We start from the raw sequence: 15,678 nt of genomic DNA, 5'->3' as shown, positions 1-15,678 counted from the left end.
AGATTTGTAACACTATTACTAATTATAGCATTTTATGTATTTTAAGTGGATAATAATCCTTTTTATTACTAATTTCGCACTAAAATTCTTCTATTTAACTCCAATAAAAAACCACCAAGCAGTAATATGGAAAACTCCATACGCTAACTCGGTGGGATTCTATTTATTTTCCTCATTTATAAAAACTTCGAATAAGTCTCTTTAAGACGATAGCTTTCTTCGTTTACCTTATGAGTCACTCGATCTAACAAGGCGCAGTCAACTGCTCATCATGAAATACTTCTACCCATCGGCCTAATTCACGATTGCTTGTGATGATCATACTTCCTCTCTCATAACAGGCAGAGAAAAATTGAAATAATAGTTCAGCTGCTCTTTGATGATAGGGGATATATCCAAGTTCATCCACTATCATGATATCGGCGCCTAACCATTGCTTTTCTAGCTGAAGAAGTTTTTTCTCATCTTGTGCCTCCATTAATTCATTAGACAGGCGGGCAGCTGTATATTACTTAACTTTCTAGCCTTGATTAATCGCCTTTTCACCTAATGCAATAGAAAGATGCAATTTTCCCGTCTCTGAATTCCCTTAAGCAATAGGAAGCCAGTTCAAACGGAACCTTCTCATGGAGTTAATGGGAAATATGGAAGAAGCATAAAAATCGGCTTGTGTACGAAAAAGCGGATCGCATCGATTGCCTCGGCAAACAACATGATAAAAACGTTGAGGAATCTAGGCTCTTTTTTTGTACGGCATTATCTTTCCCCCACCTTCATCTATTTCTTAAGGTGATTTACACGCCTTAATGTAATAGCTTTCCAAATGGATTCATCCGTGATTTCTTCACTACCTGCTAAATCAGCTATTGTTCTTGCCAAGCGAATAATTTTAATTTGAACACGCTTGCTCCATTGGTGTTTGGACGACAATTGTCTGATCATATTATACTGATTTTCTTTTAGTGGACTCGTTGCCGATAATTGATCAAAAGGAACCTTGGCGTTCGAAATGTGTTCTTGGTAACGTTCATATTGCCTTTCCCAAGCATTTTCTACTCTGGCGAAACTCTGTGGATGATTGTCGTGTATGCGAAGGCTCCTCCAAATTGACCGACTCTAAAGAAAGCAGGATATCAATTCGGTCATAGACAGGGCCTGAAATTCTGCTTTGTTAAGATTGGATTTGCTTTGGCGTACAAGTATAATAACAATTGTTCGAACCAAGAAAACCACACGGACAAGGATTCATGGCTGCTACGAGCATAAAAGAGGCAGGATACGTAACGGCTGATGGTAACCTTTCCCGCTTCAAGTCGCTGCCTTACATATCTAATGTTCCCCTCGGAAATTCTGCCATTTCACCCAGGAATAAAACCCCATGATTCGATAAAGATAAAAACTATATCAGAATTATCACCAGTCTAAAAACACTAAATTGTATCTAAGTCATCTTTTTTATCTTTATATAATGATGTTTTTGCAAAAATAGATACTATGCGGTTTAGATGGTATTAAAATGAGCTAATAAAAAAGCCCACCACCTAATTAAGTGTAAGTGATGAGCTAAAAACGAGTTTCTTTTATAATATAAGACAACGATGATTTCGTACCTCTTTAAATCATAATAAAAAGCACCCGCCAAAATGACAGGTGCTAGCACGATAAACTTAAGCGAAGTATGACCCCGCTATTGCAAACCGGGCGAACCGATTTTTTCCTTAGATAAAATAATACACTAATTAACTTACGAAGTCAATCAGTTTTTTAAAGTATTTATACACTGCAATTAAGGAATCTTGATTATTATATGCATCTTCTAACCGTTTTGTACGTTCCAATAATTCCCTCAATTCCCTATATCGTGCATTTTTTATACCTTCACTATTAATATAAGTATAATGAACATAAATAAGTGCAGTCAAGTCATGTACCTTTCGATTAGATAGCCTTTTTTTCCTCGCTTGAGGTGACAATCCTGCAATCTTCTTAGTAAAACTGGTAATCGGTTTTATAACCTTTTGAGGATCAATCTGCCCATTTTTAGTTATGTCCATCAAAATAGGACTGTTGTGAGCAGCTGTGTTACGTATGTTTTTCACATACCTTAATACTTGCTGAATTTCTTTGTATGCAGGTGGCTTGTTTTTTCGACGATAATAAAACTCCACAAACTTCACAAAGCCCCCGAAGGTCATAACTTCAAATAGGACCCAAATAGGAGGGTTTTCATGGTGTTTTACATATAACCCATAATTGTAGTGACTCTCTTTACTCAAGGCATTCATGTAGTAATCTATAGATTTTTCATCATGATCTAAAAAATCAGTAACAATACTATAGCCATCTTCAGTTGAATCATTAGTTATATCCATTAAAATTTTCGTTTTAATCACATGTTCTATGTCTAGACTCATATGTAAAACTAAATAACGAAGCCTCATATCAATAGTGGCAAGGTCTTGCAAGAATTTAAAATCTAAATTGACATACTTATCATTTTTATTTTTTTCAAAGTTCTTTCTATAAGCTGTAATTTTGTAAAAGTAATTTGATGTTTGGAGAATGTTTTTGGCTTCGTCTTTCGTTATTAATTCAAATTTAACATTCTTTTGATCTAGGTGTTCAATCATCTCATCGAAGCTTAATTTCTTTTTTAAAACTTTCTGTGTGCTTTGTTCCATCCAGCTCACCTCCCCCTTTAAATATGAGGTATTTTATAACTATCATATCTTAAGGAGTTGGAATTGGAAAGGCTTGTATTATTTGCTTTATAATAATAAATAATATGCATTCATCTAGATTTTTATTCTTTGATATGACTGTTCAACAAATTATTGGAAAGCTAAATGAAATTCTGATTCTAAACCTTCAATTGCTTTTTTACTAAAGTTAATCATATGTTCAAAAAAATCATTATAAGAACGTACATCTTCTAAATGATGAATTTTTATCAACAAATGAATAACACTATCAATATGGTCCTTGAATTTAATGCCGTCAGGTGGCTCGTACAAGAGTTTGGAAGTATATAATGCTATATTACTCAATTCTTTACAACTGGAATTAAATCTTTCTTTGTACTTATGATTAACTTGTTTAAAGTATCATTCAGAAAGTAAGTCTGTATACTCTCTTAATGGAAAACCCTCATGTATATTACTTAACTTTATAGCCTTGATTAATCGCCTCTTCACCTAATGCAATAGAAAGATGCGATTTTCCCGTCCCTGAATTCCCTTAAGCAATAGGAAGCCAGTTCAAACGGAACCTTCTAATGGAGTCGATGGAGAATATGGAAGAAGGCATAGAAATCGGCTTGTGTACGAAAAAGCGGATGGCGTCGATTGCCTCGGCAAACAACATGATAAAAACGTTGAGGAATCCAGACTCTTTTTTTGTACGGCATTATCTTTCTCCCACCTTCATCTGTTCCTTAAGGTGATTTACACGCCTTAATGTAATAGCTTTCCAAATGGATTCATCCGTGATTTCTTCACTACCTGCTAAATCAGCTATTGTTCTTGCCAAGCGAATAATTTTAATTTGAACACGATTGCTCCATTGATGTTTGGACGACACTTGTCTGATCATATTGTGCTGATTTTCTTTTAGTGGACTCGTTGCCGATAATTGGTCAAAAGGAACCTTGGCGTTCGAAATTTGTTCTTGGTAACGTTCATATTGCCTTTCCCGAGCATTTTCTACCCTGAAGCGAAACTCTGCGGATGATTGTCGTGTATGCGAAGGCTCCTCCAAATTGACCGACTCTAAAGAAAGCAGGATATCAACTCGGTCATAGACAGGGCCTGAAATTCTGCTTTGATACGATTGGATTTGTTTTGGCGTACAAGTACAATAACGATTGTTCGAACCAAGAAAACCACACGGACAAGGATTCATGGCTGCCATGAGGATAAAAGAGGCAGGATACGTAACCGTTGATTGGGCACGGCTGATGGTAACCTTCCCCGCTTCAAGTGGCTGCCTTAACATATCTAATGTTTTTCTCGGGAATTCTGCCATTTCGTCCAGGAATAACACACCTCGATGAGCCAACGATATTTCTCCTGGCTTTGGATTCGAGCCTCCTCCGATAATAGCAACAGAGGAAGCGGAATGATGAGGGTTTCGAAAGGGGGTGATCTGTGGAGAAAGGAGATTTTCTTGGGCCAGCTGATATAAGCTGAGCACTTCCAGTTGAGCTTCTTTGGTCAAACGAGGAAAAATAGAAGGAAATGCTTCAGCCAACATGCTTTTGCCGCAACCAGGAGGACCGCTCATTAATACATTGTGTTCACCGGCAGCAGCAATTTCTAATGCTTCTTTTGCTCGCTCATGGCCAATCACATGGCAAAAATCCTTTTCATGTTTATAAGTTTGGGTGTCGATAGGTTCTGCTTTTGGGGGCATATGAAGTGGGAGCAATACTTGTCCAGCCAGATGCTGCAGGACATCATTGATATGCTGAACGACAATGTATTCTAAACCTTCTAGCATATCTAATGGGAGCAGTGGATCATAGGGCAGATACACTCTTTTGAATCCAAGCGTCTTGGCTGCGATCAGGGCAGGAAGCATGCCTTCTACTTTCACGACTGTTCCATCGAGTGACAGTGCTCCAATAAACACCGCATCTTCCGGAATCTTTTCTTTCAACTCACCCGCTTCTTTTAGTACCCCGATGGCCATAGCCAGGTCAAAAAACGGACCATTTTTCTTTTGTTCTGACGGCGACAAGTTCACGACGACCTTTTTGTCTGTTACATCACATTTTAGTGTCCGTATCGCAGACAATACTCTTTCCTTTGACTCTTTCAGGGAAGCATCTGGTAGCCCTACAATCACCATTGATTCCGTTCCCGATGAGATCTGGACTTCTACCTGTACTCGGTATCCTTCGAGCCCTTTTAGACCAATACTTGAAATTTTTACGGTCATAGAAAAAACCTCCTGGCTTGAACTATTCATTTTTGAAAAGAAAAAATAAGATGGGTTTTGAAATGTTTTTGTGTGGATAAACAGAAGAGTTAAATGAGATAGGATTGGGGTATGACTATGTTGTATATTCCACATCTATGATAAAAGTCCTGCACGCAGACCCTCACTTAGAAACTGACAATAACGTTACCCCCTTATCATTTTTGCTCAACGTATTTTTGATAGTGGTATTTTTGTGGAGAAGGAAAATAAGCTAATATTCTCTCTGTCACAACATGAGGATTACTATTCGGAGAGATGTAAGCAGAATAACTACTCCAACGATAGCTCCCTGGCCGAGCAACCATTCTAGCTTCTACGGGATTAAGATGAATATATTTGCTAACTTCTAAAAAATAAGGATCATTATCAATTAATTCAGCATGATAACGCCCTTGAAACAAATGACCACTAATTCGATGGCGCTTATTGAAATATATTGCATACAGAGAATGGAGTTTTTTGATAATATCTTTGGTAGGAGTATCAATCGTTTCTAGGAGAAGATGAATATGATTTGTCATTAAACAGTAGGCATGAAGGTGAAAAGGATACTGAAGGCGGGTTTCCTCCAGTAGGGATAAGTACATCAACCGATCATCTTGATCGTAAAAAATAGAAGCACGTCGATTTCCACGACTTGTAATATGAAACGCAGCCCCTGGAAACCAAACTCGAGGCTTACGGGCCAAACGCACCACACCTTTCTATTCCAATATTCCACATACATAATTCTACATCATTCATCCTATTCCTGCTTAACGTTTAAAAATTAATCAAGATTATACAAATACAGGTATAAGTATATGGACCGCAGAAGGTACTGCCTATATTAATCACTTTAACATATTAACGTAGTGGGGGTCAGACCCCTGAATCATAATTTTACCATTAAATTAGTAGATTTACATTTAGGGATTTTGTCATCGAAATAAAAAAAGAGCCCACCACCAATTAAGGTAATGGGCAAGAGTAGTAAAATATAAGATTAATAGATTGCTAGATTATCAAACAACATTTATTCCTCTGTTTCTTTCACATAATACAAATACTCACTAAAATTCTCTCTTTTTCTCAAGAAGCGCTCAAACGTACCTTCTTCCAACAGCGGCTTAACCACTCGATCAACAAGTTTTGTTTTCCCTATTTGTACTCTTTCCTGCATAAATGCTAACATCTCTTTCACCGTTCTTGGCTCCTGGCAGTACACAAGGAGAGCTGCCACTTCTGGCCCTCTTAGAAATGTTTCATGTTTTTCTCTTAACTTCGCCCACCGCTGTGCTTCGCATTGTTCCTGAAAAGTAGAGTACACCTCGTCAGTCGTCCATTATAGGAAGCCAGTTCAAACGGAACCTTCTCATGGAGTTGATGGGAAATATGGAAGAAGGCATAGAAATCGGCTTGTGTACGAAAAAGCGGATCGCGTCGATTGCCTCGGTCCGGCAATTCATGGTGGATGGTACCACAATTGGTACACTTCAACCTCCGAATGTTGTATGTCTTACTTTGTCCCGTATGATCCTTGGCTTTTCGATTCTTAGTTCCTCTAACCAGCATGTCTTTCCCGCAACATGGAGAAGGGATCCTCTCTGCACCCCTAACTAAAAACTCCAGTAAGTATGTTTTCAATCAGCTGATAATCTGATACAATAACCATATACTTTTTTGGTGAGACGTCTCCCGTATAACTGTTGGCGCAGTTATACGTTATGGGAGATGTCTTTTTCCTTTCCCCAGAATTATAAATGTCGAAATGTTTCGAATTATATAAGGACATTATAATCGACTAATTCTGGATAGGCAATACCGTCAACTTTCGGTAATTTAAAGGTGTCAAAAACAACCAATACTTGAAATTTTTACCGTCATAGAAAGAACCTCCTGGCTTGAACTATTCATTTTTGAAAAGAAAAAATAAGATGGGTTTAGAAATGTTTTTGTGTGGATAAACAGAAGAGTTAAATGAGATAGGATTGGGGAGTATTATGTTGTATATTCCACATCTATGATAAAAGTCCTGCTGCGCAGACTCTTACTTATAGAAACTGACAATAACGTTACCCCCTTATCATTTTTGCTCAACGTATTTTTGATAGTGGTGTTTTTGTGGAGAAGGAAAATAAGCTAATATTCTCTCTGTCACAACATGAGGATTATTATTCTGTAAGATGTAAGCATTATAACTACTCCAACGATAGCTCCCTGGCCGAGCAACCATTCTAGCTTCTACGGGATTAAGATGAATATATTTGCTAACTTCTAAAAAATAAGGATTATTATCAATTAATTCAGCATGATAACGCCCTTGAAACAAATGACCACTAATTCGATGGCGCCTATTAAAATAGATTGCATACAGAGAATGGAGTTTTTTGATAATATCTTTGGTAGGAGTATCAATTGTTTCTAGGAGAAGATGAATATGATTTGTCATTAAACAGTAGGCATGTAGGTGAAAAGGATACTGAAGGCGGGTTTCCTCCAGTAGTGATAAGTACATCAACCGATCATCTTGATCATAAAAAATAGAAGCACGTCGATTTCCACGACTTGTAATATGAAACGAAGCCCCTGGAAACCAAACTCGAGGCTTACGAGCCAAACGCACCACACCTTTCTATTCCAATATTCCACATAACATAATTCTACATCATTCATCCTATTCCTGCTTAACGTTTTAAAAATTTATCAAGATTACACCGATACTGGAATAGGTATATGTATATAGACCACAGAAGGTACTGCCATATTAATCACTTTAACATATTAACGTAGTGGGGGTCAGACCCCTGAATTTCCTCCGTATGGGTTAGTTGTTGGTAAGAGATCCATAGTCTCTATGAATGGAACCTTGTTGTCTCCATATACTGTTGCCGATGAACTAAACACAAATTTATTTACATTATATTTTTCACAAGCCTTTGTTAGAACCATTGTACTAACAATGTTATTGTAGTAATAATCCAGTGGTTTTTCTACTGACTCGCCAACCGCTTTAAGACCAGCAAAATGTATAACTCCATCAATCCTATAATTCCTGTAAATAATATCAATAGTTTCTTCATCCGTTACATCAATCTCGTAAAAAGTAACTTCTTTATCAGCTATATCCATGATCTTCATAACAGTCTCACTCTTACTATTAGAAAGATTATCAGCAATAATAACTGAATGTCCTGCTTCCAAAAGAGCAATACAGGTATGTGAACCTATATATCCAGCACCACCAGTTACTAGTATGTTCATTTAACAAACCACCCAATTTCCTGTAAATTTCCCATGGTAATTCCCGCAATTAAACCACAATTAAATTTTAATTGCACTTAATCTCAATTCATTTTTAATTTTTGTAGTTGATATTTCTGGAGTTCTATTTAAATATACCACTTCACAATAATCATTTAAGGAATCAAATTCACCTTTCCAATCGTCACCTATTACAAAGGTATCTACCCTATATTCTTGAATGTCATCAACTTTTTGTTCCCAACTATTTTCAGGTATAACCAAATCCACGTAACGAATTGCTTCTACAAGTTTTTTTCTTTCCTCATAAGAAAAGTAACACTTTTTTCCCTTTACCTCATTGAATTCATTTGTTGACACTGCAACAATTAGATAATCGCCTTGTTCTTTAGCTCTTTTTAATAAATTTATATGACCATAATGAAGTAAATCAAATGTTCCATAAGTTATAACTTTTTTCACGAGATTTCAACCCCCAATATCCTTTTTAATAAACTAATCCAAGATTAATTTATGGCTCTATACCAAAACATATTCTTGACTAAGAGCCATACTGAATCCATTCTTCATTGCATTCTAATAAAATATGTTGTTTATAGCACTCCCAGTTACGCGTGAAATAGTGACGACGTTGAAGCGCCTTGATTTTATTGTTTTTCCCTTCAACGGCCGCATTCGTAAAGCGTAATTGATGGTAATTACAGATTTCCTCTTGCCAATTAAGCATTGTTTTTAAACAGAATTCTACAATTGGATGCCCAATTGCTTTCCCTTGTGCCAACCATCTTTTGTAGCTTTTTTGGGCAATGGCATAGGATAGACTACAGTCATACCAAGCAATGAAGGCTTCTTTCCATTCATACACTTGGCGAAGTAATTTCGCATAACCAAGCAGTCATTTTAAAATCACCATTTCGTCTCTTGTGAGCTGGTCATGACGTTTACCAAGAATACGGAAGTGTTGTTTTAAATCGGCTTTCGCAAAGGGAGAAAGGCTCTTTTGAACCTGTTTTCGCATAGTTTGTAAGGTATCCGTTACGTAACGATTGACGTGAAAACGATCGGCAATTCGAATGGCATTTGGGTACGTTTCTTTGGCGAATGTATGATAACCTTGTGCTAAATCCATGACGACAGCGACGGGGTTAAGTGTCTGCCAAATCGGCTGTGCTTGATAATAGTCCTGTAGTTCTGCAATTGTACGACCTGGGATGACATCTAAAAACGTGCCACCACGTAAGTCGTGTAAGCCTGTGTTATAGCGATGTCCTTTACGAATCGCAAAGTCATCGATGCCAAGTACAAGCCCCGTACTCACTTTTGCCTGTTGTTCACACTGACTTTGAACGCGAACCGATTCCGTGGCCATCCATTGACGCACAATACGGTGAACGGTTGTTGGCGGTGTTTCACAAAGGCGTGCTGCATGCGTAATCGTCGCCCCTACCGCTTGTTTCGGTAATTGCCTTTGTATAGCGCTTTTTGGGTGAAACACAGTCGTAGTGCCACACAAAATGGGCGTGACAATCCTTGCATGTTAAACGAATAGCGGGCAGCAGTAAATACACCCGTTTCCCAAACGCAGGGAGGTGACGTACTTTTCGTTGATAAGCCGTGCCACGACGAATCGTTTGCGCCGATGCACAAACAGGACAGGGTTATATAGAATCAATCGGTGTCACCTCAATGAGCACTTGATCCTTTTCTTTTTTAAAAGAACAGACATTTAACTCTGGTAAATCGAGTAAAACCTTGATAGAATGGGAATGCATCTGTATACCTCGCTCTGTTGTTTGGTCGTACTCTCAACATTAGCGGATACAGATGTTTTTTTGTACTCTTTTTTAAGCAAGAACAGATTTTGGCGTAGAGCCCTTTTTCTATTTATTTTTTAAATTTTCTTCTAAATGCATATAAAATATTTCTTACATCTTCAATATTCATAAAATATATAATAATTAAATAAACCAATACACAACATCCTATTGATATAAAAATTGCTAAAATATCAATGAACACACTATTCATCGCTTGGTAAAAAAGGATTAATACCCCTCCCATTACAAGGGATGCACTAAGTATTTTGCTAAATGTAACTACTATATTTTTAATTCCAAAATCACCTATTCTTTTCCTCAAACTAATAAATAATAATATAGTACAAAACACTGCTGATATGCTTGTCGCAAGAGCTAGCCCCCCTATCCCTAAGTATTTTGATAGAGTTAAACTTAATATTATATTTAATATTACTGCAACAGCGGCATTTACCATGGGCGTCCTAGTATCTTGAAACGAATAAAAAACTCTTGATATAACTTCACGTAGTGCAATTCCTATCATACCTATTGAATAGAAAAACAAAGCATTGGACGTCAGTAAAATTGCCTCATGGTTAAATGCACCTCTTCCAAATAATAATCCTACTATCTGTTCTGCAAAAACCATAGTTATTACTGTAGCTGGAACTACAAGCAAGTTAATACCAGCAATAGATTCATTTACAGTTTTCTTTATACCTTCTATATTTTTCTTTACTGCCATTTTTGAAATTATAGGGTACATTACCGTCGTTATAGATAATACAAATATCCCCTGCACAAAGGCGTTTATTCGATCAGCATAACTAAGGGCTGATATTCCTCCTACTGTTATTTGTGAGGCAATAGTTCTATCAACTAATATGTTAATTTGATTTACAGAAACACCAATAATAATCGGCAATGCAATAATTGCCATATTTCTTATATGCTTGTCTTTGATATCCAATACTAATTTGTACTTATACCCTAATCTATAACTGGATGGAATGAGTAAAATCCATTGAGAAGCCAATGCAATAACAGTTCCTATAGAAAGGATTATTATATTTGTCGTAGGACTTAAAAAGATAGCAAATATTATAATTATGTTTAATGGAAGACCTATTAGTGCTGGAATAAAAAAGTTACCTTTAACTTCTAGAAAAGCCTTAAATATAAAAACAAATCCAGTAAAATATATACCTACTAAACTTATTTTTGTAAACTGAATAGCTAATGCGAGAGTATCCCCTTCAAAGCCTAGTGCAAATACCTTAACAATTTGTTCAGTAAATACTAGCCCAAGAATGATGATTAATGTGCATATTATAAATAGAATATTAATAAGGTTATTTGTAAATCGGTTTCCCGCTTCAGTTCCAGAGGTACTTTCTATCTTATTAAACATTGGTATATATCCCGTTTTTATACCAACTCCAATTATTGAAAACAGTACTGTTGGAATAGTTAGTGATATTAAATATGCATCACTAATATTAGATGCTCCATAAAAGTAAGAAAGTGTAATATCCCTTGCAAAACCAAATAATTTAGATAGTATAGTAATTAACATTATTATAATGACTGTTCTTTTCATACGATTCTCCAAAGCCCTGTTTATGTTTCCTAATAAAACCAATAAACATAGGCAAACATTTTAGAATTCTAAACCCCAAAAGAAAAGTAATCTGTTTTTGCAACAAATTTCATTTAATTTATTTATTCATTATGTTATTAATCAAATTTATAACTCTATCAGTTGAATTACCATCCTGGTATTCGTGTACTATATCTCGAATAATTTTCCTTTCACCTTTATAATACTCTTTATTATTCAAACTTTGTTTTATCTCGTCTTGAAGGGTACTTTGATCTAAACATTTCGGGCCTGGCGTCCAAAAATCATAAGGATCTAATAAAAAACCACGATTTTCTCTATATTCTATTAAGTCTTTAGGAGTAAAAATGATAGGCCTATCTAATAATAAATAATCAAAATATATCGATGAATAATCCGTTATTAATAAATCTACAGCATTTAAAATTTTATAAAAATCCATTTTTTGCTGCTCTAAATCCTCTTCTTTTATTAGTATTATGTTTTTACTACTGTATTTTTTATATTTCTCACTAAAAAGTGTCTCTTCATTAGGATGCAATTTGAGTAATAAAACTAGACTATTCCTTTCTAAAAAACTATTAAACTTTTGAAAATCAAAAGATGTAAAACCAAACATATTATTCTCACGTTCATTTTGGCCTTTTGACTCTGAACTACTTACATCCCGATATGTTGGCATAAAAAGTAATACATTTCCTTCAGGTCTTACTTTAATAAGTTTCTCCAAATTTCCTTTTCCCTCTTGATTAAATAAATAGTCATTTCTAGGGTACCCAGCTATACAATATTTTTCTACAGTTAAACCTATACAAGAGTTCATTATCGTATTATAGAAGTTTGAAGTTGACAAAAAATAATCATCCTTGATTTCTTCACTATTGTCTGTTTTCATTTTATTCATATATCCCATTGATTTAATAGGAATACCATGCCAAAGGTTTAATAATTGATTATCACTTCTTAATTTGTAAAAGCCATGTGTTGAAATCACAAGTTGACTTTTTAATGCATATTTATATTTATGGTATTTGTCTTTTAAAATGGCCATCTTACTATTTCTTTTTTTATCAACTCTTAATACTTTGATTTTATAATTTTTTAAATTTGAATTTTCTAAACGCTCAATTAATGGTGAAACATTTGAACCTGAATAACCTCTAAAGAAAATTGTAATTAACTTCTTATCTTTTTTGATTACTCTAGAAAAAATATTTATTATTTTTATTATTATTCTCATTCAAACTAAACCCTTTCTTTTTTGAAGGAATTTAACAGCAACAATTTTATTCGATTCGTGGCATTCTTAACCTTTTGAGTTCTAACCTAGAACTGTAGTAGTATACACTCAAAATTATCGTAATCTTACCTTTGACATTATATAAAATGACCCTATGATTATAGTTCCTACAAACCCAATAAAAAGACCATTATAAACAGAACCTCTTGCAATAATAATATAAACTGTACAAAGTAAAACCATTAATGTAATTTTTATTACTACGTTTCTTCTATTTATTAATTTGTCTAATATATAGGTAAAAACAGCCCAAAAGGCACCAAATAAAATTCCAAACCACCAAAAGTTTGCAAATACATCTCCATACAATGTTGGGTGCATTGAGAAATTAGGATTTATATGATCACTGATATAAGCACTTCCCATTGATACAGCAAAGTCAGGTGGTTTAATACCACCAGTTATTCCGGTTGGTATAGGCATCAATAGTAGTCTAATATAAGTATGTCCCTGATTAAAATTCTCGAAGTAATTGTTAAAGTAAATAAAATGGTAAAAAGCGTTTCGCAAACCTAATTCACCATCACCAGTCAAAATCATTGTAAGAATTTGATTATTTACCTCTGTAAAATTGAAATCACTAATAAAGTTATAAACACCACCATAAATTCTCAATAACCTCAATGAATAAACTGTATAAATTGTTATACATGCTAAAGAACCGTATAAAACTACCTGTTTAAATGATATGCTTCTTTTCTTATTGAAAACTAAAGGAATTAATACGGCCATAATAGCAGGAAGAATAATAATTCTATTTCCTGTAAGTAAGGAATAAAATACTATCATACCGATTGATATATAGAATAAAAGGTGTTTGTTGTAATACCTAAACACTAGTGCAACTCCTGCAGAAGCAAATAGTAAAAAGTTAGCATATCTTAATGGACTCCTAAATCCCAATTCTCCATTTAAGGTATATAAATTACCCCACGAACTATTCATTAAGCTACCTAAATGTCTGATAATGAAGCCTAATAATATTATTAAAGATAAAGTAAGTAATATAAATAAAAAAGAAGTTAAAACTTTATCTTTCATTGAAGGTTTATCTAGATTACTATTTTTAATTACAAAGGGTTTATAATTAGGAAAAACTTTTATAATAATCAATTTAGTAATAAAGTATACTAAGTTAAAACAAATGACAAAAAATGAGGCTTTTATCATAACCTCACTACCATAAGGTGTTATACCAAGTAAAACTGAAAGAAAGTGCGGTATTCCAAACATCACTAATAGTGCTGCCCACAAAAAAACGGATGTATACTTTCTTTTGTACTCATATATACATATTAAAAGTATTGTTAGAAGTTGGATAATAGATAAAAAAACACTCATGCTTTTTGACTACCTCTTAACTTATAAAATAATTTAACTTCTTCTTCTATTGTATTTTTCGAAAAATACTTTTCGTTTTTATTTTGATTAGGTTTGTTTAGTTTCTTATATATTGGCTCTATATCTATTTCTTCTTTTTGGTTATCTATAAACCCTACATTTTCGAATTCGGAAAAAATCTCTTCACAGACATCAATTCTAGAAGTAATTACAGGGATTCCGAACGTTGCCATTTCACAAGCCATTACTCCTTGTGCATCTGCCCTTGTAGGTATAAGCGCACAACGAGACTCATTAAGCATTTCAATAACTTCCTTATGCGTTAAATTCTTATCTATCCATATTAAATTATCTGGCTTTTTATTATACTCATAAAATTTCCCTTTACCTACAACACAAAATGTATATTCAGGGTTATTTTTAGCAACCCGCGTAACTATATCTATTGAATATTTTGAGCCATCTAACATATTTCTTATGGTTATAAAGTCATATTTTTTTTCTTTAGTTGTATCATAAGTAACTTTTTCAAAATTTTCACCTACGCTATTATATATGATACTTTTTTTAGGATTTATTAAGTTTCGGTCAACTTTTACAAACTTAATAAACATGTTAAACATCCAGTGACTTACAAAAACAAAATGTGATTTATATGCCATCTTACTAAAATAGCTCCTCCAAATTCTCAGTTTGAATAGATCATATAACTCCCTACTAACAACTGATACTATTGGAGACTTTTTTACAAAACTATATGGTTTAGGATAAATTTCTGAACAACGTAATACTTCATGACCATGGAAAAAGAAAACAACATTATTGAAATTCTCACCATATTTTTTTAAAAACCTATAATGATTTCTAAGATTAGGTGCATGGGATATTAATAAGTCAAAACTAACATTTTTTAGTTGTTTTTCATATGTTTTTAATGTGTATACTTTTACTCCTTCTAAAGTATAATCACTCTTTGCGTTAAATGAAACCACTGAGACATCTATCCCTTTTTGAAGGTACCACCTGTTCCTTGTGTGAATATAGTGTAATGATACTATCCCATCGGGTCTAGAATAGTCTGTTGCCAAAACCAATATTTTCAAAATGATCCCGTCCTTTAGATATCGTTCAAGTATTAAATTATTAAACTTATTATTTGAAAAATAGTGTCCTAAAAATAATGTTTCTTTAGAGCATTTATTCCATAAAAGAAAAAGTAATAGAGACATTTTGCTAAGGATAACTGCTCAATATTTCTGCAATTATTCCAATGAGTTTTTGCAGCTTTAAATTTATTATTAGAAATTGATCCTTCTACTTTTCTATAAAATGCTAAGTTTTCATTTAATCCATAAGCAAAATTCCCTTCTCTAAGAAGCTTTGCCCATGTCATT

General features: G+C 34.3%; 15 protein-coding genes and 6 pseudogenes. All 21 read right to left on the bottom strand.

What is annotated here, in order from left to right; genetic code table 11:
* Positions 1-244: 244 nt before the first annotated feature.
* The gene (locus tag IQ10_RS18285) at positions 245-478 is read right to left on the bottom strand and encodes an ATP-binding protein (protein WP_242009659.1); all 234 of its coding nucleotides are present in this window, start codon (positions 476-478) and stop codon (positions 245-247) included.
* A gap of 157 nt (positions 479-635) precedes the next feature.
* Positions 636-733: pseudogene (locus IQ10_RS18840) on the bottom strand (transposase); the annotation flags it as partial.
* A gap of 44 nt (positions 734-777) precedes the next feature.
* A complete protein-coding gene (locus tag IQ10_RS18275; RefSeq protein ID WP_242009678.1) occupies positions 778-1,011 on the bottom strand; it encodes a magnesium chelatase subunit ChlI family protein in 234 nt (77 codons plus the stop codon).
* A 160-nt stretch (positions 1,012-1,171) separates the two neighbouring features.
* Positions 1,172-1,249, bottom strand: coding sequence for a hypothetical protein (locus IQ10_RS18270; protein WP_242009677.1), 78 nt, complete (start codon positions 1,247-1,249; stop codon positions 1,172-1,174).
* Between the two features lie 490 nt (positions 1,250-1,739).
* The gene (locus IQ10_RS01505) at positions 1,740-2,681 is read right to left on the bottom strand and encodes an Abi family protein (protein WP_144448712.1); all 942 of its coding nucleotides are present in this window, start codon (positions 2,679-2,681) and stop codon (positions 1,740-1,742) included.
* A 475-nt stretch (positions 2,682-3,156) separates the two neighbouring features.
* Positions 3,157-3,228, bottom strand: a pseudogene (locus IQ10_RS18265) (hypothetical protein); the annotation flags it as partial.
* A 46-nt stretch (positions 3,229-3,274) separates the two neighbouring features.
* A pseudogene (locus tag IQ10_RS18260) lies at positions 3,275-3,406 on the bottom strand (transposase); the annotation flags it as partial.
* Positions 3,406-4,938 (bottom strand): YifB family Mg chelatase-like AAA ATPase, encoded by a 1,533-nt coding sequence (locus IQ10_RS01495; protein ID WP_144448711.1) that lies wholly within the window; start codon positions 4,936-4,938, stop codon positions 3,406-3,408. The gene IQ10_RS01495 and the pseudogene IQ10_RS18260, both read right to left, overlap by 1 nt.
* Before the next feature lie 197 nt (positions 4,939-5,135).
* Positions 5,136-5,669 (bottom strand): REP-associated tyrosine transposase, encoded by a 534-nt coding sequence (locus IQ10_RS01490; RefSeq protein WP_144448710.1) that lies wholly within the window; start codon positions 5,667-5,669, stop codon positions 5,136-5,138.
* Positions 5,670-5,995: 326 nt separating this feature from the next.
* Positions 5,996-6,163, bottom strand: coding sequence for a hypothetical protein (locus IQ10_RS17900; protein ID WP_158639957.1), 168 nt, complete (start codon positions 6,161-6,163; stop codon positions 5,996-5,998).
* A 143-nt stretch (positions 6,164-6,306) separates the two neighbouring features.
* Positions 6,307-6,561, bottom strand: a pseudogene (locus IQ10_RS18835) (DUF6431 domain-containing protein); the annotation flags it as partial.
* A gap of 484 nt (positions 6,562-7,045) precedes the next feature.
* Entirely contained in the window at positions 7,046-7,579 is a 534-nt protein-coding gene (locus tag IQ10_RS01480) for an REP-associated tyrosine transposase (protein WP_144448708.1), read from the bottom strand.
* Positions 7,580-7,776: 197 nt separating this feature from the next.
* A pseudogene (locus tag IQ10_RS01475) lies at positions 7,777-8,223 on the bottom strand (SDR family NAD(P)-dependent oxidoreductase); the annotation flags it as partial.
* 60 nt (positions 8,224-8,283) lie between these two features.
* A complete protein-coding gene (gene tagD, locus IQ10_RS01470; RefSeq protein ID WP_144448706.1) occupies positions 8,284-8,685 on the bottom strand; it encodes a glycerol-3-phosphate cytidylyltransferase in 402 nt (133 codons plus the stop codon).
* Positions 8,686-8,764: 79 nt separating this feature from the next.
* Positions 8,765-9,592 (bottom strand): annotated as a pseudogene (locus IQ10_RS01465) (ISL3 family transposase).
* 40 nt (positions 9,593-9,632) lie between these two features.
* Positions 9,633-9,851 (bottom strand): transposase family protein, encoded by a 219-nt coding sequence (locus IQ10_RS18250; RefSeq protein WP_242009673.1) that lies wholly within the window; start codon positions 9,849-9,851, stop codon positions 9,633-9,635.
* Positions 9,852-10,107: 256 nt separating this feature from the next.
* Entirely contained in the window at positions 10,108-11,622 is a 1,515-nt protein-coding gene (gene murJ, locus IQ10_RS01460; protein WP_144448705.1) for a murein biosynthesis integral membrane protein MurJ, read from the bottom strand.
* 118 nt (positions 11,623-11,740) lie between these two features.
* Positions 11,741-12,883: a CDP-glycerol glycerophosphotransferase family protein gene (locus tag IQ10_RS01455; RefSeq protein WP_144448704.1), complete on the bottom strand. Its 1,143-nt coding sequence runs from the start codon at positions 12,881-12,883 to the stop codon at positions 11,741-11,743.
* A 114-nt stretch (positions 12,884-12,997) separates the two neighbouring features.
* Complete coding sequence (locus tag IQ10_RS01450; protein ID WP_144448703.1) at positions 12,998-14,284, bottom strand: O-antigen polymerase; 1,287 nt, start codon at positions 14,282-14,284, stop codon at positions 12,998-13,000.
* Positions 14,281-15,387 (bottom strand): glycosyltransferase, encoded by a 1,107-nt coding sequence (locus IQ10_RS01445; protein WP_158639956.1) that lies wholly within the window; start codon positions 15,385-15,387, stop codon positions 14,281-14,283. The genes IQ10_RS01450 and IQ10_RS01445 overlap by 4 nt, the downstream gene beginning before the upstream one ends.
* A 68-nt stretch (positions 15,388-15,455) precedes the next feature.
* Positions 15,456-15,677 (bottom strand): hypothetical protein, encoded by a 222-nt coding sequence (locus IQ10_RS17895; RefSeq protein WP_158639955.1) that lies wholly within the window; start codon positions 15,675-15,677, stop codon positions 15,456-15,458.
* Position 15,678: the final 1 nt, after the last annotated feature.

This window comes from Halalkalibacter nanhaiisediminis (assembly GCF_007830185.1).
Taxonomy (GTDB): domain Bacteria; phylum Bacillota; class Bacilli; order Bacillales; family Bacillaceae_D; genus Halalkalibacter; species Halalkalibacter nanhaiisediminis.
Note: the sequence above shows the minus strand (reverse complement) of the source record. Positions and strands in the feature narration are given on the sequence as shown.

Coding starts and splice junctions, on each gene's coding strand:
- IQ10_RS18285 (WP_242009659.1), bottom strand. CDS start 478: ATGGAGGCACAAGATGAGAAAAAACTTCTTCAGCTAGAAAAGCAATGG.
- IQ10_RS18270 (WP_242009677.1), bottom strand. CDS start 1,249: ATGAATCCTTGTCCGTGTGGTTTTCTTGGTTCGAACAATTGTTATTAT.
- IQ10_RS01505 (WP_144448712.1), bottom strand. CDS start 2,681: ATGGAACAAAGCACACAGAAAGTTTTAAAAAAGAAATTAAGCTTCGAT.
- IQ10_RS01495 (WP_144448711.1), bottom strand. CDS start 4,938: ATGACCGTAAAAATTTCAAGTATTGGTCTAAAAGGGCTCGAAGGATAC.
- murJ (WP_144448705.1), bottom strand. CDS start 11,622: ATGAAAAGAACAGTCATTATAATAATGTTAATTACTATACTATCTAAA.
- IQ10_RS01455 (WP_144448704.1), bottom strand. CDS start 12,883: ATGAGAATAATAATAAAAATAATAAATATTTTTTCTAGAGTAATCAAA.
- IQ10_RS01450 (WP_144448703.1), bottom strand. CDS start 14,284: ATGAGTGTTTTTTTATCTATTATCCAACTTCTAACAATACTTTTAATA.
- IQ10_RS17895 (WP_158639955.1), bottom strand. CDS start 15,677: ATGACATGGGCAAAGCTTCTTAGAGAAGGGAATTTTGCTTATGGATTA.